Origin of the sequence: Streptomyces sp. TP-A0874 (assembly GCF_001748085.1) — a bacterium.
GTDB lineage: Bacteria > Actinomycetota > Actinomycetes > Streptomycetales > Streptomycetaceae > Streptomyces.
This window is the reverse complement of the sequence record NZ_BBZK01000006.1, coordinates 161,042-175,879: the sequence shown is the minus strand read 5'-3', so window position 1 is coordinate 175,879 and position 14,838 is coordinate 161,042. Positions and strand designations below refer to the sequence as shown.

The following is a 14,838-nucleotide window of genomic DNA, read 5'->3' as shown; positions in this document are numbered from 1 at the left end:
CGCGTTTTCTCGTCGGCTGTTCTCGGTCACAGCTTCGACCATGGAATGAGCCGTACCTCGATAGCGTCGAGGAGCCATGTGCTCACCACACCGAACAGAGAGATCACCACCAGGCCGGAGAACATCGCGGTGATGTCCAAGGTCTGCCAGGAGGACCAGATGTAGTAGCCCATGCCGGTCTGTGCACCGACGAACTCCGTCGCTACCAGAACAATGAGCGAGACGCCGAGTCCGAGACGGACTCCTGCCATGATCGACGGCAACGCGCCGGGTAGGACCACTTTCAGATACTCGACTCGTTTGGGAATGCGGAAGGCCTTGGCGACATCTCGGTAGACCGGATTGCTGTAGATCACTCCGGACATCGTGTTCACGCAAACCATGTAGAACACGCCGATCGCGACGGCGAGCACTATACTGAGGTCCCCGATTCCGAACAGCACGATCAGTAGCGGGTAGATCGCCACCTTCGGTATGGGGAACGTCGCGGAGATGACGGGGCCGAAGCCGAATTTCGCCGTGTCGAAGATTCCCATGAGCAGGCCCATGATGAGCCCAGCGACAGAGCCCAGGAAGAACCCCGGCAGCAGACGCAGCAGTGACGCCATGCCGTGCTCGCCCAGTTCCGCTGCCAACGTCCCATTGACCAGACCACTGGCCATCTCGGCCACGACAGTGGATGGCCTCGGGATGAAACGGGTGTCGACCAGGCCCAACGCTCCCACTGTCTCCCACAGCAGGATCAGGGCCGCGGGCACCGCGATCCCCAGGGCGACCCGGTAGACGCTGCGCCGGCGCCGCATCCGTAGCGCGTGTTGGAACGCTTCCTGGTCGGTGCCCTTGACCGCCTGCTCGTTCGTCAGGTGCTCATGCCGCGTCGTTCCCTTGATTCCGGACATCAGGAGTCACCTCGTTCGACGCGGGTGGGAGAGGCGAGGTCGGCCCACAACTCAAGGGCGAATGCGCCGAATGCGGGGTCGGCCCGCACCTGCAGCGGAGAAAGGAGTTCGTCAGCGGGCCCGGTGCGCTTGACGGGCACGCGGCGATCGGAAAGGATGCGGCCCGGCCGAGCCGTCATGACCACCACTCTGTCGGCCAGAGTGATCGCTTCTTCGATGTCATGGGTGACGTAGACGACCGTCGAGGAGACCGTACGCCAGATTCTGGCGAGTTCTTCCTGCATCACGATCCGGGTCTGCGCGTCGAGCGCGGCCAACGGCTCGTCCATCAGCAACAGAGTCGGCTTGGCTGCCAGCGCTCTGGCAATCGATACGCGTTGTTTCATGCCACCGGACAGCTCATGCGGGTAAGCCGACCGGAACCCTTCGAGGCCCACCAGCGCGGTGTACTCCTCGACCCTGGCCCGGACTTCCTTACGCGGCAGCCGCAATCGTGTCAGGCCGAGAGCGATGTTGTCGGCCACGGTGAGCCACGGCAAAGTGGAATCCTGCTGGAACACCGTCGCCGTGCGCAGTCTCCCGTTGGCGAGCCCGGTGGGCTCCTCGTCCCACTCGACCCTTCCGCGGTACGCTTTGTCCAGGCCGGCGAGAACCCGGAGAAGCGTGCTCTTGCCGCAGCCGCTCGGCCCAAGAATCGCCAGAGTCTGCGCGCTGTCGACCGTCAGGGAGACTCCCGTCAACGCGCTGACTGGATTGCCTGCCTTGGTCAGGTAGAGCTTCGACAGGGAATCGATGCTCACTGCCGGGGACGGAAGTTCCGTCGGGATATCGGTCATTTGAGTCGTCACGGCCTCACGCTCCATCGGGGAGTACATCATCCTTCGCAGAAGTCGAGCTGGCCCTTCGCCGCAAGCGTCTTACGCGCCCGCTCGCCGTAGCCGTTGTCAGTGATCCCTTCAACGCCGACCGGTTCCTTCACCACCCCCCGCTTCACGAAGAAGTCCTGGGCCTCCTTGATCCAGGCGACGTCCAGCGGCGCACACGGGTTGTTGCCCGGCGGCTGGGCAGTACGGACGATGTCCTCGGTGAGGTCGGCCCGCTCCGCGATCACCTTCACCAACTCGTCGGTGTCCGGGTGCTCGCCCGCGAACACCTGGTTCATCACCCCGGTGCCGCGCAGATAGGCACGCATGAACGCATCGCCAGGCTCCTGCTTGGCGAGAAACTTCTCGGCGTAGACCAGCGGCACGATCGGGGCGCCGTTCGGAACGACCTCACCGAGGTCGGAGAACTCCTTGATCGAGGGGTCAGCGGACTGGATGCGGGTCAGGAAAGGCTCCAGCGCGATGGCCGCGTCGACCCTGCCGCCTTGCAGAGCCGCGGCCATGTCCGGGTAGGGCAGCTCGGTGACGGTGATGTCCTTCTCAGCGAGACCCCAGTGGTCCAGCAGGTCCACCAGGATCTTGTCCGAGGCGGTGTTGCGGGCCGAGACCGCTATCCGGGCACCCCGGAGAGCCTTGCCATCCCCGCTCGTTTCCTTCTCCTTGACGTACTTCTCCCGGGCGATCAGCTTCAGGCCGAATCCCTTCTCGCCCTGGTTGCTCTGTTTGTCGGCAACCAGTTTGAGATCCACGCCCTCGGCGATGGAATTGAACAAGGCAGGTGCTGTCGACACCGCGCTGACATCCAGGTTTCCGGTCGCGATCGCCGTCGCGAGCGCGGCGGCATTGGGCATCCGGGTGATCCGGATGTCCAGCCCTTCGTCCTCGAAGTAACCGAGGGCGTCAGCCAGGTAGATGGGTGCGTCGGTAAGTCCGCCTACCGACGCGTAGTGGACAGAGACTTTGTCCTTGTTGCCCTCGCCGCCGCCTGCCCCGCAGCCGGTCAGCATCACCGCGGACACTACCGCCACACCAATCACACGCTTGCGCATCGTCGCTCCTTGGCGAACTTGAGTGAGTACCCGCTGGTTTTCAGGGGTAGAAGATGATGCGCGGTCTCAGTCTTCCTCGTTGAGGGAGAAGACCCGCTCTGCGTTGCCCCCAAGGATCAGGGCGATCTCGTCAGTGGTCAGGGGCCGTTTGCCGAACGCGGGATTCCCCGCCAGGCCCGCGATGAAGGACCGCCATGCCCCCATGCCCGAGCGTCCACCGCTGAAGCGTCGGCCCCCCAGGTGGTCGCTGCCGAACAGCATCCGGTGGGCCCCGACATGGCCACGCATCTGCGCCAGCACACGCAGCAGCCGCTCACGGCCGTGGTCCGTGTGCAGATCATGGTTCCAGTTGGACAGTTCAAGGTAGGTGTGCGGATGCGCCGCAGCCACTTCGATGGCCTCATCCGCCCAGGAGGAGTATCCGGAGTGGGCGAGCACGATCGTCAGGTCGGGAAAGGCCCGCTGAACTTTGATTACTCCCAGGGGGTTCGCGTAGGAGGCGTCGTGCGGGTACCCGATGAGCGCTGTATGGAAAACCACAGGCTTTCCCAGCGATGAACACAGCTCGTAGATCGGGAAGCACCGCTCGTCCCCCGGCAGAAACCCGCTCGGCGGGTAGAGCTTTATGCCGCGCAGACCATCCTCTTCGAGGGCGGACCGGGCGATCTCGACCGCGTTCTCCCGCCTCGGGTCGACTCCCCCGACAGCGTAGAACTTTCCTCTGAGGGCCTTCTGCATCTCCCCGTAGGTGCGGTGCACCTCGGTGATGTCGACCTCGGCCGGCCCTAGATGCACGCCCCAGTCCAGGCCCAGGCATACCGCGGCGTCCACACCGGCGTCGGACAGTTCTTTGACCAGCAGAGTGGCGTCGGGATCGAGCAGACCGGACTCTACGTCCGACGCCGTACGTTCGACCGGCGGGTACCTGCTGGCCGACCACTTCTGGGCTACTGGCTGGAACCATCCCTGCGGCAGGAAGCCCCGGCCGAAGAAGTGAACGTGGGAATCAATCACACGGCTCATGGCACTCCTCATCAAGAGGCATACGCAAGCGAACATGAATCTATGTTCACCTTGAGTGAAGGGTACCGACCCCACTCTGTCAAGAGGGATGACAAGACGGTTTGACCTGGGGTTCGAGTGATCAAGGGCGTCGTCGCCCACTGGACGGCGGTGCAGGATGCGCTATCCTCTGTCGAGATGAATGCGGATTCACATCCACTTCAACGCCGGCAACGGCCGGCCTACCCCCCACTGGCACGTCAAGGACGGTATGAGCGTGGAGCAGATGCCCGAAGCAGACACCACCGGGATCGCGCATCGGCGTCCGAGGTGGGTCACCCACCGCCTTCGCGACATCGAGACCAACGGCGGCAAGAGGCCGCCCGCCGGGTGGCAACCCTCATCCGGACGGGGGCGCAAGCAGAAAGGCAAGATCGTAGATGCGGCGCTCCAGGCGTTCACCGAGGCCGGGTACGCAAACGTCAGCATGGCGTCGATCGCTGAGGGCGCCGGAGTGAGCACCGGGAGCCTGTACCGCTACTTCCCCTCCAAGGAACTGCTGTTCATCTCGGTACTCGACCATGTGCTTTACGACATGTACAACGCAGCCCGCACCCGTCCCTCAGACGGCAGTGTGCGCGAGTCCATCACCATGAGCACGGCCCAGTATCTGCGCGCCTTTCAGCGCAACCGCAAGGTGATCGGTTCAGCCATTGAGTTGATGGCATCAAGCGAAACGGTCCGGAACACCTGGTGGGCGATGCGTGAGCAGTTGCACCAAGGAATGCTCACGCGGCTGTGCCAGCACCAGCAGATGTCCCGCATTAGTGCGCTGGAGCCCGAGCTGCTGATCACGACACTGACCTCCATGGTGGACGGGTTCGGGCAGCGAGCTTTCGTCGAGGGGGAGTTCGGGCCACTCGATGAGGCCGCTGTCGACGCCGCGGCAGCGGTTCTCGCGGGTGTCTGGTACCGGTCGATCTTTGGCTCGGACGACGTCTCACCATCGGGTTGAGACCGGTATGCGCTCGTCTCAGGGGTCGCCTATCTGAAGGAGTTTGATGTGAGCACTTTGAACGCACTGTTGCGTAACGCCAAGAACGCCCACGGTCCACGGAGTGCCCTCGTCGACGCGAGCACCGAGGAGACGGTGTCCTTCGCGGATTTCTGGGAGCGGGCAGTCGTCGGCGCCACGGCACTCAACGCTCTGCTGCACCGCCCCGGCCCGGTGGCTGTGCTGGGCCGTAACAGCATCGAATGGGTCTGCTGGGAAGCCTCGGTGTCACTGAGCGGACGCGCTTGCCTCCCGGTCAACTTCCGGCTGTCGGTACAGGAGATGGACTGGCAGTTGCGGCACGCCGGCGCCGCGGGACTGGTCTACGCCCCGGCCTTCGAGGACACCGCAGCGGAGCTGCGGGCGCTCGGGCACCAATGTCTGCCGTTCACCACCGCCGCCCCGGTCTCCGCCGGGTGCTCTCCGTTGCCGGCGGTGGGCCCTAATGACATCCAGCGAATCATGTACACCTCGGCGACCACGGGAACAGCGAAAGGGGTACTCACCCCGCACCACCGCGTAGTGGACAACGCGGTGACGACGCTGGCGAACCAACTCTCCGATGCCACCGCCTCTTCCCGCTATTTGATCGTCACTCCGCTGACGCACATGGCGATCGGATATCTGTGGCCCATGCTCGCTGTAGGGGCCACCAGCGTGATCCTCGATCCGTTCACCCCTGAGGCCTTCTGCGCCGTGGTTGCCAGGCATCAGGCTACCCACACCCTGATGGTGCCGACGATGGTCACCGACCTCGTCAATCATCTCCAGGCCTCCCCGGCCGGCGCGAATGCCCTGGTGGAGCAAGGTCTGCGAGCCATCTGGTATGCGGGCGCCCCGACCTCCCGAGGAGCCCGGCAACGCTCCAAGGAGATATTGGGGAACCTCCTCAACGAGCAGTACGGCCTGACCGAACTGTGGTCATCACACCGGTCGATGTGCGCTACCTACATGCGTTCCCAGTGGGGCGTGGACAAGCCGGGTTCCTGCGGCAGACCGCTGATCGGCACCGAAGTCGCCGTCCTTGACACATCGGACGCAAAAACGCCTTCGGGCACAGTGGGGGAGCTCGTCGTACGCTCGACCGCGGAAATCGCGGGCTACCTCGATGACCCGGTCGCCACGGCTGAGACCTTCACCGACGGCTGGACCAGAACCGGTGATCTCGCCTACATCGACGAGGACGGCTACGTCTACATCGTCGACCGGAAGAAGGACGTCATCATCAGCGGGGGTTTCAACATCTACCCGGCCGAGTTGGAGAACACCCTCAGTACCCATCCCGACGTTCTCGCCTGCGCAGCCGTGCCTGCGCCGCACCCGAAGTGGGGGGAGACCCCGTGGCTGTACACGGTGACAAGCGGCCAAGTCGACGAGAACGCCCTGCTTGACTTCCTGGAGCCACGGCTGAGCCGCTACAAGAGACCCAGCAGAGTGGTGATCGTGGACGAACTACCGCTCGGGCCCACGGGAAAGATTCTCAAGCGAGAGCTACGAGACCGTGCACGGGCCCAACTGGGCCATGACTGACCCCTCTGATGCAGCCCTCCCGGCGGGCCGCCGGGCCCTCGCCCCGCTGGGGATCCTGCTGACCGCGGTCATGATGGTCGCCTCGACGGCTCAGTTCGGCCTCGGTGCTCTCGCTCCGGCTATCCGCGCTGACCTGTCGTTGTCCAACTCCCAGTTCGGACTGCTTAATTCTGTCTTCTTCCTTTCCGTGGCCTTCTTCTCCGTCATATTGCCCAAGGCGCTGGCCCAGATACGCGAGCACACGGCTTTCGTTTCCGTCAGCGTGCTCATGGTGGCGGGGATGGGAATCGTCGCAGTGGCGGTGAACTCCTTGTATGTCGTCCCCGGACTGATGCTCGCCGCGGTTGCCACCGCCGCGGCAAACCCCATCACCAATCGCGCTGTGCTCGCTACAGGGCAGGCCCGTGAGCCGCTCATCGCCATCAAACAGTCCGGGGTGGCGTTGGCGACGATCGTCTGTGGCGCGGTACTGCCATCGCTGGCCACCCTCACCGACTGGCGCGTAGCCGTGTTCAGTTACACGGTCTCTGTCGGCTCCGTTCCGCTCCTGCTGTTGCGGTGGACGGGCACCCGCAAGACGAAGCCGCCACCAGCCCGGCCCTCGGGCTCGACAGGGCGATATTCCATCCTCCAGGTGGTCGTGTACGCACTGCTCATGGGTACGGGCGGCGCCGCTGTTTCCACCTACCTGGCCTTCTACATACACACAGAACTGGCTGTGGACGTCGTGATGGCAGGTCTGGTCTTCTCCTGCGTCGGAGTAGGGGCCATCGCCGGAAGGTTCCTCTGGGGTCCGTTGGCGATCCGGGCGATCCGCCGTGGCGGACATCTTCAGCACCAACTCCTGGTCATGGCACTGATTGCGACCGTCGCTACGGCCGGGCTGATCGCGAGTGTTTGGGGCGGCGTACCGCTGGCCGCCGTCTGCGCATGGCTCCTGGGCATGTCCGCGTCGTCCTGGAACCCCCTGGGCATGATGATCGCAGCCGCCTCCGGCGACCCCGCACTGACCATGCGCACCTCAGGCCTGATCATGCTCGGTTTCTTCACCGGCCTCGGGCTCGGTCCTCCTGGTTACGGTCTGCTGGCCGACCGTTACGGTCACACCGTCGGCTGGTCGGCGACCCTTGTGGTTTTCGCCTGTGCTGGCGCCATGATGAGTCGGCGCACGGACAAGCAACACCCACCCGCTGTGTAGTCCGCGGGGCAATCCGTGTGGCATCGTCCAGCGGCTGGGTCAGGTTTCCACAGCGCAGGCCACCGTCGGGGCCGCCCGGGCCGGTGGTCAGCCTCTCCGCCTGTGTTGCATAAAACTGCATAGCTCCGTATAGTCATGCCATCCAGGGAGGAGTTTTGCATGACGATGCGGGCAGCGGTGGCGGGAGCGAGCGGGTATGCGGGCGGCGAGGTGCTGCGACTGCTGCTCGGCCACCCGGAGATCGAGATCGGCGCACTCACCGGCAACTCCAACGCCGGGCGGCGGCTGGGCGAGCTCCAGCCGCATCTGCTGCCACTCGCCGACCGGGTGCTCGAGCCGACCGCCCCGGAGGTGCTCGGCGGGCATGACGTCGTCTTCCTCGCTCTGCCGCACGGGCAGTCCGCCGAGCTGGCCGAGCAGTTGGACGAGGACGTGCTGATCCTCGACTGCGGGGCCGACTTCCGGCTGACCGACCCGGCCGCCTGGGAGCGGTTCTACGGAACCGCGCACGCCGGCTCCTGGCCCTACGGACTGCCCGAGCTGCCCGGTGCCCGCGAGGCGCTGCGCGGCAGCCGCCGGGTGGCCGTCCCCGGCTGCTATCCGACCGCCGTCTCGCTCGCCCTCTTCCCGGCCTACGCCGCCGGGCTCACCGAGCCGGAGGCCGTGATCGTCGCCTCCTCCGGCACCTCCGGCGCCGGCAAGGCCCTCAGGCCGCACCTGCTGGGCAGCGAGGTGATGGGCTCCATGAGCCCGTACGGGGTCGGCGGTGTCCACCGGCACACCCCGGAGATGGCGCAGAACCTCTCCGCGGTGGCCGGGGAGCCGGTCACGGTCTCCTTCACCCCCACCCTGGCGCCGATGCCCAGGGGAATCCTCGCCACCTGCTCGGCGAAGGCCAAGCCGGGCACGGACGCGGTGCTGCTCCGGGAGACCTACGAGAAGGCCGTCGCCGGCGAACCGTTCCTGCAGCTGCTACCCGAGGGGCGGTGGCCGTCCACCGCGGCCGTCCACGGCTCCAACACCGTGCTGCTCCAGGTCACCCACGACGAGGCCGCCGGACGGATCATCGCGATCGCCGCGGTCGACAACCTCGCCAAGGGCACCGCGGGCGGCGCGGTCCAGAGCATGAACATCGCCCTCGGCCTCCCCGAGGAACTGGGGCTCCCCACCGCCGGGCTCGCCCCGTGACGCCCCGCGCACGGCCGAGCGAAGACACCCCCGACAACCGCCCGTACGGCGGAGCGAAGAAGGAGACGCAGTGAGCGTTACGGCAGCCACGGGCTTCACGGCCTCCGGTGTCGCGGCCGGCATCAAAGGCAGTGGGGCCGCGGACCTGGCCCTCGTCGTCAACAACGGCCCCCACCGGGCAGCGGCTGGGGTGTTCACCGCCAACCGCGTCAAGGCCGCGCCGGTGACCTGGTCCCAGCAGGTCACCGACGGCGGCCGGCTCTCCGCGGTCGTGCTCAACTCCGGAGGCGCCAACGCCTGCACCGGCCCCGGGGGCCTCCAGGACACCCGGGCGACCGCGGAGCGGGCCGCCGAACTACTCGGCCGGGAACCGGGCGAGATCGCCGTCGCCTCCACCGGACTCATCGGCGTCCGCCTGCCCATGGACGAACTCCTCACCGGTCTGGAGCAGGCCGCCGGCGCGCTCTCCGCACACGGTGGCGAGAAGGCGGCCATCGCCATCAAGACCACCGACTCGGTGCACAAGACCGCCGTGGTGGAGGGCGACGGCTGGACCGTCGGAGGGATGGCCAAGGGAGCGGGCATGCTCGCCCCGGGGCTCGCCACGATGCTGGTGGTGCTGACCACCGACGCCGTCGTCGAGGGCCCCGAACTCGACAAGGCGCTCCGCGCGGCCACCCGCACGACCTTCGACCGGGTCGACTCGGACGGCTGCATGTCCACCAACGACACCGTGCTGCTGCTCGCCTCCGGCGCCTCCGGCCGAACGCCCGACTACGACGCCTTCGCCGAAGCGGTGACCGGGGTCTGCGCGGACCTGGCCCACCAGCTGATCGGTGACGCCGAAGGCGCGTCCAAGGACATCCGGATCGAGGTCGTGGGGGCCGCGAGCGAGGAGGACGCCGTGGAGGTCGGCCGTTCGATCGCCCGGAACAACCTGCTCAAGTGCGCCATCCACGGCGAGGACCCCAACTGGGGCCGGGTGCTCTCCGCGATCGGCACCACCTCCGCCGTCTTCGAACCCGACGAACTGAACGTCGCCATCAACGGCGTCTGGGTCTGCCGACGGGGCTCCGTGGGGGAGGACCGGGAACTGGTCGACATGCGCTACCGGGAGGTGCGCATCACCGCGGACCTGGCGGCCGGCCCGGAGTCGGCCGTCATCTGGACCAACGACCTCACAGCCGACTACGTACACGAGAACAGCGCATACTCCTCATGAGCCGAGCAACCGCACGCAACCACACCGCCCTCCCCAAGGCCCGCACCCTGATCGAGGCGCTGCCCTGGCTGGAGCGGTTCCACGGCAAGACCGTCGTGATCAAGTTCGGCGGTAACGCCATGGTCGACGAGGAACTGAAGGCGGCCTTCGCCCAGGACGTGGTCTTCCTCCGGTACGCCGGCATCCGCCCCGTCGTGGTGCACGGCGGCGGCCCGCAGATCAGCTCCTACCTGGACCGGCTCGGCCTGGAGTCCAGCTTCACCGCCGGCCTGCGGGTCACCACCCCCGAGACCATGGAAGTGGTGCGGATGGTGCTCGCCGGGCAGGTCCAGCGGGAGCTGGTCGGCCTGCTGAACCGGCACGGTGCCTTCGCCGTCGGCATGACCGGTGAGGACGCCCACACCATGAGCGCCGTCAAGCGGTACGCCGAGGTCGACGGGGAGCGGGTGGACCTCGGGCGCGTCGGAGAGGTCACCCGGGTCGACCCGGGTGCCGTCCGGGCGCTGCTCGACGACGGCCGGATCCCGGTGATCTCCTCCATCGCACGCGGCGACGAGGAGGCGGAGGGCGCGGGCGACCACGGCGTGTACAACGTCAACGCGGACACCGCCGCCGCCGCGCTGGCCGCTGCCCTGGAGGCGGAGGTGCTCGTCTTCCTCACCGATGTGGAGGGCCTCTACGCGGAGTGGCCCACCGAGGACGACGTGATCAGCCGGCTGACCGCCAGCGAGTTGGAGAAGCTCCTGCCCGACCTGGCCAGCGGCATGGTGCCGAAGATGGAGGGCTGCCTGCACGCGGTGCGCAACGGCGTCGGCAGCGCACGGGTCCTGGACGGTCGCGTCCCGCACTCCATGCTGCTCGAGGTGTTCACCGACGAGGGCATCGGCACGATGGTCGTTCCCGACCGGCCCGAGGAGCTCGCGACACAGGGAGGAACGGCATGACCGAGGCGACCAACCAGGAGCTGACCCGCCGCTGGCAGGGCGCGCTGATGGACAACTACGGCACGCCCAGCCTCCCGCTGGTGCGGGGCGAAGGCGCCAGGGTCTGGGACGGCGACGGCCGGGAGTACGCCGACTTCGTCGGCGGGATCGCCGTCAACGCCCTCGGGCACGCCCACCCGGCGATCGTCCGGGCGGTGTCGGAGCAGATCGCCACCCTGGGCCACGTCTCCAACCTCTTCGTCGCCCGCCCTCCGGTCGACCTGGCAGAACGGCTGCTGGAGATCCTCGGCCGACCGGGCCGGGTCTTCTTCTCCAACTCCGGTGCGGAGGCGGTCGAAGCCGCCTTCAAGATCGGCCGCCGCACCGGGCGCCCGCACATGGTCGCCACCCGGGGCGGCTTCCACGGCCGCACCATGGGGGCGCTCGCCCTCACCGGGCAGCCCGCCAAGCAGGAGCCGTTCCAGCCGCTTCCCGGCGAGGTGACCCATGTCCCGTACGGTGACGCCGAGGCGCTGCGCGCCGCCGTCACCACGGACACCGCCCTCGTCGTCATCGAGCCGATCCAGGGGGAGAACGGCGTGGTCGTCCCACCCGCGGACTACCTCGCCCAGGCCCGGGAGATCACCCGCTCCAGCGGCGCCCTGCTGGTGCTGGACGAGATCCAGACGGGCATCGGCCGGACCGGCCACTGGTTCGAGCACCAGGCCCACGGGGTGCGGCCGGACGTGGTCACCCTCGCCAAGGGTCTCGGCGGCGGCCTCCCGATCGGTGCGACCATCGCCTTCGGCGAGGCGGCCGAACTGCTCTCCCCGGGCCAGCACGGATCGACCTTCGGTGGAAACCCGGTCGCCTGCGCCGCTGCCCTGGCGGTCCTCGACACCATCGAGAGCGAGGGCCTGCTGGAGCGGGTGAAGCGGACCGGGGAGCGGTTGCGCCGCGGGATCGAGGAGGTCGGCCACCGGCTGGTGCACCATGTCCGCGGGGCCGGGCTGCTGCTCGGTATGGTGCTCACCGAGCCCGCCGCCCCCCGGGTACAGCAGGCGGCTCAGGACGCCGGTCTACTGGTGAACGCGGTCGCCCCCGACGTGGTGCGGCTGGCGCCGCCGCTGATCCTCGCGGACCGTGAGGTGGACACCTTCCTGCGGCTGCTGCCGAGCGTCCTGGAGGCCGCCGCTGCCGAGGACCGATGATCCGGAGAATATCGACGATGACCGAGGCGCAGGACGAGACCCAGGCCGCCCCCGGCCCCCGGAGCGCCGGCGACCGCGCCGGCCAGGCCGTGCCGCAGACCCGCACCGCCCGCCACCGGCGGATCGTCGACATCCTCAACAGACAGCCGGTGCGCTCCCAGAGCCAGTTGGCGAAGCTCCTCGCCGACGACGGACTCTCCGTCACCCAGGCGACGCTCTCCCGGGATCTGGACGAACTCGGTGCCGTGAAGATCCGCAACACCAGGGGCGAGCTGATCTACGCGGTGCCGGGGGAGGGCGGGGACCGCACCCCGCGCGCTCCGCTCGGCGAGTCCGCCAGTGAGGGCCGGATGGCACGTCTCGCCGGTGAGCTGCTGATCTCGGCGGAGGCCTCGGCCAACCTGGTGGTGCTGCGGACGCCGCCCGGCGCGGCCCAGTTCTTCGCCTCGGCCATCGACCAGGCCGAGATCCACCAGATCATCGGCACCATCGCCGGCGACGACACGCTGCTGCTGATCAGCCGCGACCCCGACGGCGGCCAGGCGCTCGCCGACCACCTGCTGAAGCTCGCGCAGAAGGCCCGGTAGGCCCTTCACCGCCGACCGGGCGGCGCCGACGGCAGGTTCGCCTACGGGCAGGTCAGCCGGGAGGCGTGTGCACCGGGAAGCGGGCGCGGGATGTCAGGGGCGCAGGAAGACCAGCAGGACGAACAGCGCCGAGCTCGCCACCGCCGTCCAGGTCAACCGGCTGAACAGGGCACCGCCACCGAGGTGCCGCCGGCAGCGGCGGCTGAGGCAGGTCGCCGAACCCAGCAGGGTGAGCGCCGCCACCGCGGCCGCACCGACGGCCAGGGCCGCCCCGCGGCCGGCCTGCCGCCAGCCGACCAGGTAGACCGTGCTCCCCAGCAGACGGGCCTGCTGGCCGGCGGAGTGCTCGGTCTCGCTGTCGACCGGTCGCCAGCTCGCCCGCCGGCCGTCAGCGGGCCGGAACCAGCCGCCGCACTCCACGATCGGACGCCTCGCCCCCTCCCTGGAGACGCAGCCCACTTCGGAGACCGTTCCCGCTTCGCCCAGCGCCCCGACCCCCACCGCGGTCATCCGGGCCCCCCACGCGGTGACCGGCACCGCGAGCGCGCAGACCAGCAGCAGGGCGGCCGCCGACAGCGAGCGCTTCCACAGCGGGCCCCGGGGCGGCAGCGGGCCGCGGGCCGGTCGTCGGGGGGCCGGGGGCGTCGGGGGGCTGTAGGGGCGCATGGCCCTGACCCGCTGTTTCCGCCGCCTACGCCGTTCGATTCCCCCGCCCATGGTGGGCCAGTCAACCAGCGGTGTGCCGCACGGCAACGGGCGGCCCCCACGGTGGAACAGCGCTGGTCGCGACGGTCCGGGACACCCGTCCGCGAGCCGCGTTGACGAAACATACGGCACAGTGCATACTTATGCCTGTCAGCGCATGCATCGTAAGGAGCACCCCGTGACCGAGCGCGTCGTACTCGCCTACTCCGGCGGCCTGGACACCTCTGTCTGCATCGGCTGGATCGCAGAGGAGACCGGGGCGGAGGTCATCGCCGTGGCCGTGGACGTCGGCCAGGGCGGCGAGGACCTGGACGTCATCCGCAAGCGTGCGCTGGCCTGCGGCGCGGTCGAGGCCGAGGTGGCCGATGCCAAGGACGAGTTCGCCGAGGAGTACTGCCTCCCCGCGATCAAGGCCAACGCGCTCTACATGGACCGCTACCCGCTGGTCTCCGCGCTCTCCCGGCCCACCATCGTCAAGCACCTGGTGGCCGCCGCCCGCAAGCACGGCGCCACCACCGTCGCGCACGGCTGCACCGGCAAGGGCAACGACCAGGTGCGGTTCGAGGCCGGGATCTCCTCGCTCGCCCCGGACCTCGACTGCATCGCCCCGGTGCGGGACTACGCGATGACCCGTGACAAGGCGATCGCCTTCTGCGAGGAGAAGGGGCTGCCGATCTCGACCACGAAGAAGTCCCCCTACTCCATCGACCAGAACGTCTTCGGACGGGCGGTGGAGACGGGCTTCCTCGAGGACATCTGGAACGCGCCGATCGAGGACGTCTACGACTACACCCAGAACCCGGCCGTCGCCCGGGAGGCCGACGAGGTGATCATCACCTTCGACAAGGGTGTCCCGGTCGCGATCGACGGCCGGCCGGTCACGGTCCTGCAGGCCATCCAGCAGCTCAACGAGCGGGCCGGGGCCCAGGGCGTCGGGCGGATCGACATGGTCGAGGACCGGCTGGTCGGCATCAAGTCCCGCGAGGTGTACGAGTCCCCGGGCGGCATCGCGCTGATCACGGCCCACCAGGAGCTGGAGAACGTCACCGTCGAGCGTGAGCTGGCCCGCTACAAGCGGCAGGTCGAGCAGCGGTGGGCCGAGCTGGTCTACGACGGTCTCTGGTTCTCCCCGCTGAAGCGGGCGCTGGACGGCTTCATCGAGGAGGCCAACCAGTTCGTCAGCGGCGACATCCGGATGACCCTGCACGGCGGCCGCGCCGTGGTCACCGGCCGGCGTTCGGAGCAGTCGCTCTACGACTTCAACCTCGCGACCTACGACACCGGCGACACCTTCGACCAGTCCCTCTCCAAGGGCTTCATCGAGATCTTCGGTATGAGCAGCAAGATCGCCGCCAAGCGGGACCTGGCGGGTTAACCTGCCCTCGT

Annotated in this window: 14 protein-coding genes; 9 read left to right on the top strand and 5 right to left on the bottom strand. The window is 68.0% G+C overall.

Annotated features, from left to right (window positions below; genetic code table 11):
* Positions 1-26: 26 nt before the first annotated feature.
* From BGP73_RS11260 to BGP73_RS11245, 4 genes are all read right to left on the bottom strand, one after another.
* A complete protein-coding gene (locus BGP73_RS11260) occupies positions 27-899 on the bottom strand; it encodes an ABC transporter permease (RefSeq protein ID WP_079127432.1) in 873 nt (290 codons plus the stop codon).
* Positions 899-1,762 (bottom strand): ABC transporter ATP-binding protein, encoded by an 864-nt coding sequence (locus tag BGP73_RS11255; RefSeq protein WP_170837812.1) that lies wholly within the window; start codon positions 1,760-1,762, stop codon positions 899-901. Before BGP73_RS11255 ends, BGP73_RS11260 begins: the two co-directional genes overlap by 1 nt.
* Positions 1,763-1,773: 11 nt before the next feature.
* Entirely contained in the window at positions 1,774-2,832 is a 1,059-nt protein-coding gene (locus BGP73_RS11250) for an ABC transporter substrate-binding protein (RefSeq protein ID WP_079127431.1), read from the bottom strand.
* A 66-nt stretch (positions 2,833-2,898) separates the two neighbouring features.
* Positions 2,899-3,855, bottom strand: a complete 957-nt coding sequence (locus BGP73_RS11245) for an amidohydrolase family protein (RefSeq protein WP_069814152.1) — start codon at positions 3,853-3,855, stop codon at positions 2,899-2,901.
* 265 nt (positions 3,856-4,120) lie between these two features.
* Here BGP73_RS11245 and BGP73_RS11240 point away from each other — a divergent pair, with 265 nt between their 5' ends.
* The 8 genes from BGP73_RS11240 to BGP73_RS11205 all read left to right on the top strand — a co-directional run bounded on the left by BGP73_RS11240 (position 4,121) and on the right by BGP73_RS11205 (position 12,747).
* Positions 4,121-4,849 (top strand): TetR/AcrR family transcriptional regulator, encoded by a 729-nt coding sequence (locus BGP73_RS11240; protein ID WP_244501173.1) that lies wholly within the window; start codon positions 4,121-4,123, stop codon positions 4,847-4,849.
* Positions 4,850-4,897: 48 nt separating this feature from the next.
* Positions 4,898-6,418 (top strand): class I adenylate-forming enzyme family protein, encoded by a 1,521-nt coding sequence (locus BGP73_RS11235; RefSeq protein ID WP_079127429.1) that lies wholly within the window; start codon positions 4,898-4,900, stop codon positions 6,416-6,418.
* The gene (locus BGP73_RS11230; RefSeq protein WP_139134553.1) at positions 6,411-7,616 is read left to right on the top strand and encodes an MFS transporter; all 1,206 of its coding nucleotides are present in this window, start codon (positions 6,411-6,413) and stop codon (positions 7,614-7,616) included. The genes BGP73_RS11235 and BGP73_RS11230 overlap by 8 nt, the downstream gene beginning before the upstream one ends.
* Before the next feature lie 159 nt (positions 7,617-7,775).
* A complete protein-coding gene (gene argC / locus BGP73_RS11225; protein ID WP_069814148.1) occupies positions 7,776-8,804 on the top strand; it encodes an N-acetyl-gamma-glutamyl-phosphate reductase in 1,029 nt (342 codons plus the stop codon).
* 70 nt (positions 8,805-8,874) lie between these two features.
* A complete protein-coding gene (gene argJ, locus BGP73_RS11220) occupies positions 8,875-10,026 on the top strand; it encodes a bifunctional glutamate N-acetyltransferase/amino-acid acetyltransferase ArgJ (protein WP_069814147.1) in 1,152 nt (383 codons plus the stop codon).
* The gene (gene argB / locus BGP73_RS11215) at positions 10,023-10,970 is read left to right on the top strand and encodes an acetylglutamate kinase (protein ID WP_069814146.1); all 948 of its coding nucleotides are present in this window, start codon (positions 10,023-10,025) and stop codon (positions 10,968-10,970) included. Before argJ ends, argB begins: the two co-directional genes overlap by 4 nt.
* The gene (locus BGP73_RS11210; protein ID WP_069814145.1) at positions 10,967-12,160 is read left to right on the top strand and encodes an acetylornithine transaminase; all 1,194 of its coding nucleotides are present in this window, start codon (positions 10,967-10,969) and stop codon (positions 12,158-12,160) included. The genes argB and BGP73_RS11210 overlap by 4 nt, the downstream gene beginning before the upstream one ends.
* A 17-nt stretch (positions 12,161-12,177) precedes the next feature.
* On the top strand, positions 12,178-12,747 hold the full coding sequence (locus tag BGP73_RS11205) for an arginine repressor (RefSeq protein WP_069814144.1): 570 nt from the start codon (positions 12,178-12,180) through the stop codon (positions 12,745-12,747).
* A 93-nt stretch (positions 12,748-12,840) separates the two neighbouring features.
* Here BGP73_RS11205 and BGP73_RS11200 read toward each other — a convergent pair whose 3' ends face one another.
* A complete protein-coding gene (locus BGP73_RS11200) occupies positions 12,841-13,413 on the bottom strand; it encodes a hypothetical protein (protein WP_069814143.1) in 573 nt (190 codons plus the stop codon).
* A gap of 217 nt (positions 13,414-13,630) precedes the next feature.
* On the opposite strand from BGP73_RS11200, the gene BGP73_RS11195 reads away from it, so the two are divergent.
* The gene (locus tag BGP73_RS11195) at positions 13,631-14,827 is read left to right on the top strand and encodes an argininosuccinate synthase (RefSeq protein WP_069814142.1); all 1,197 of its coding nucleotides are present in this window, start codon (positions 13,631-13,633) and stop codon (positions 14,825-14,827) included.
* The last annotated feature ends 11 nt before the right edge of the window (positions 14,828-14,838 follow it).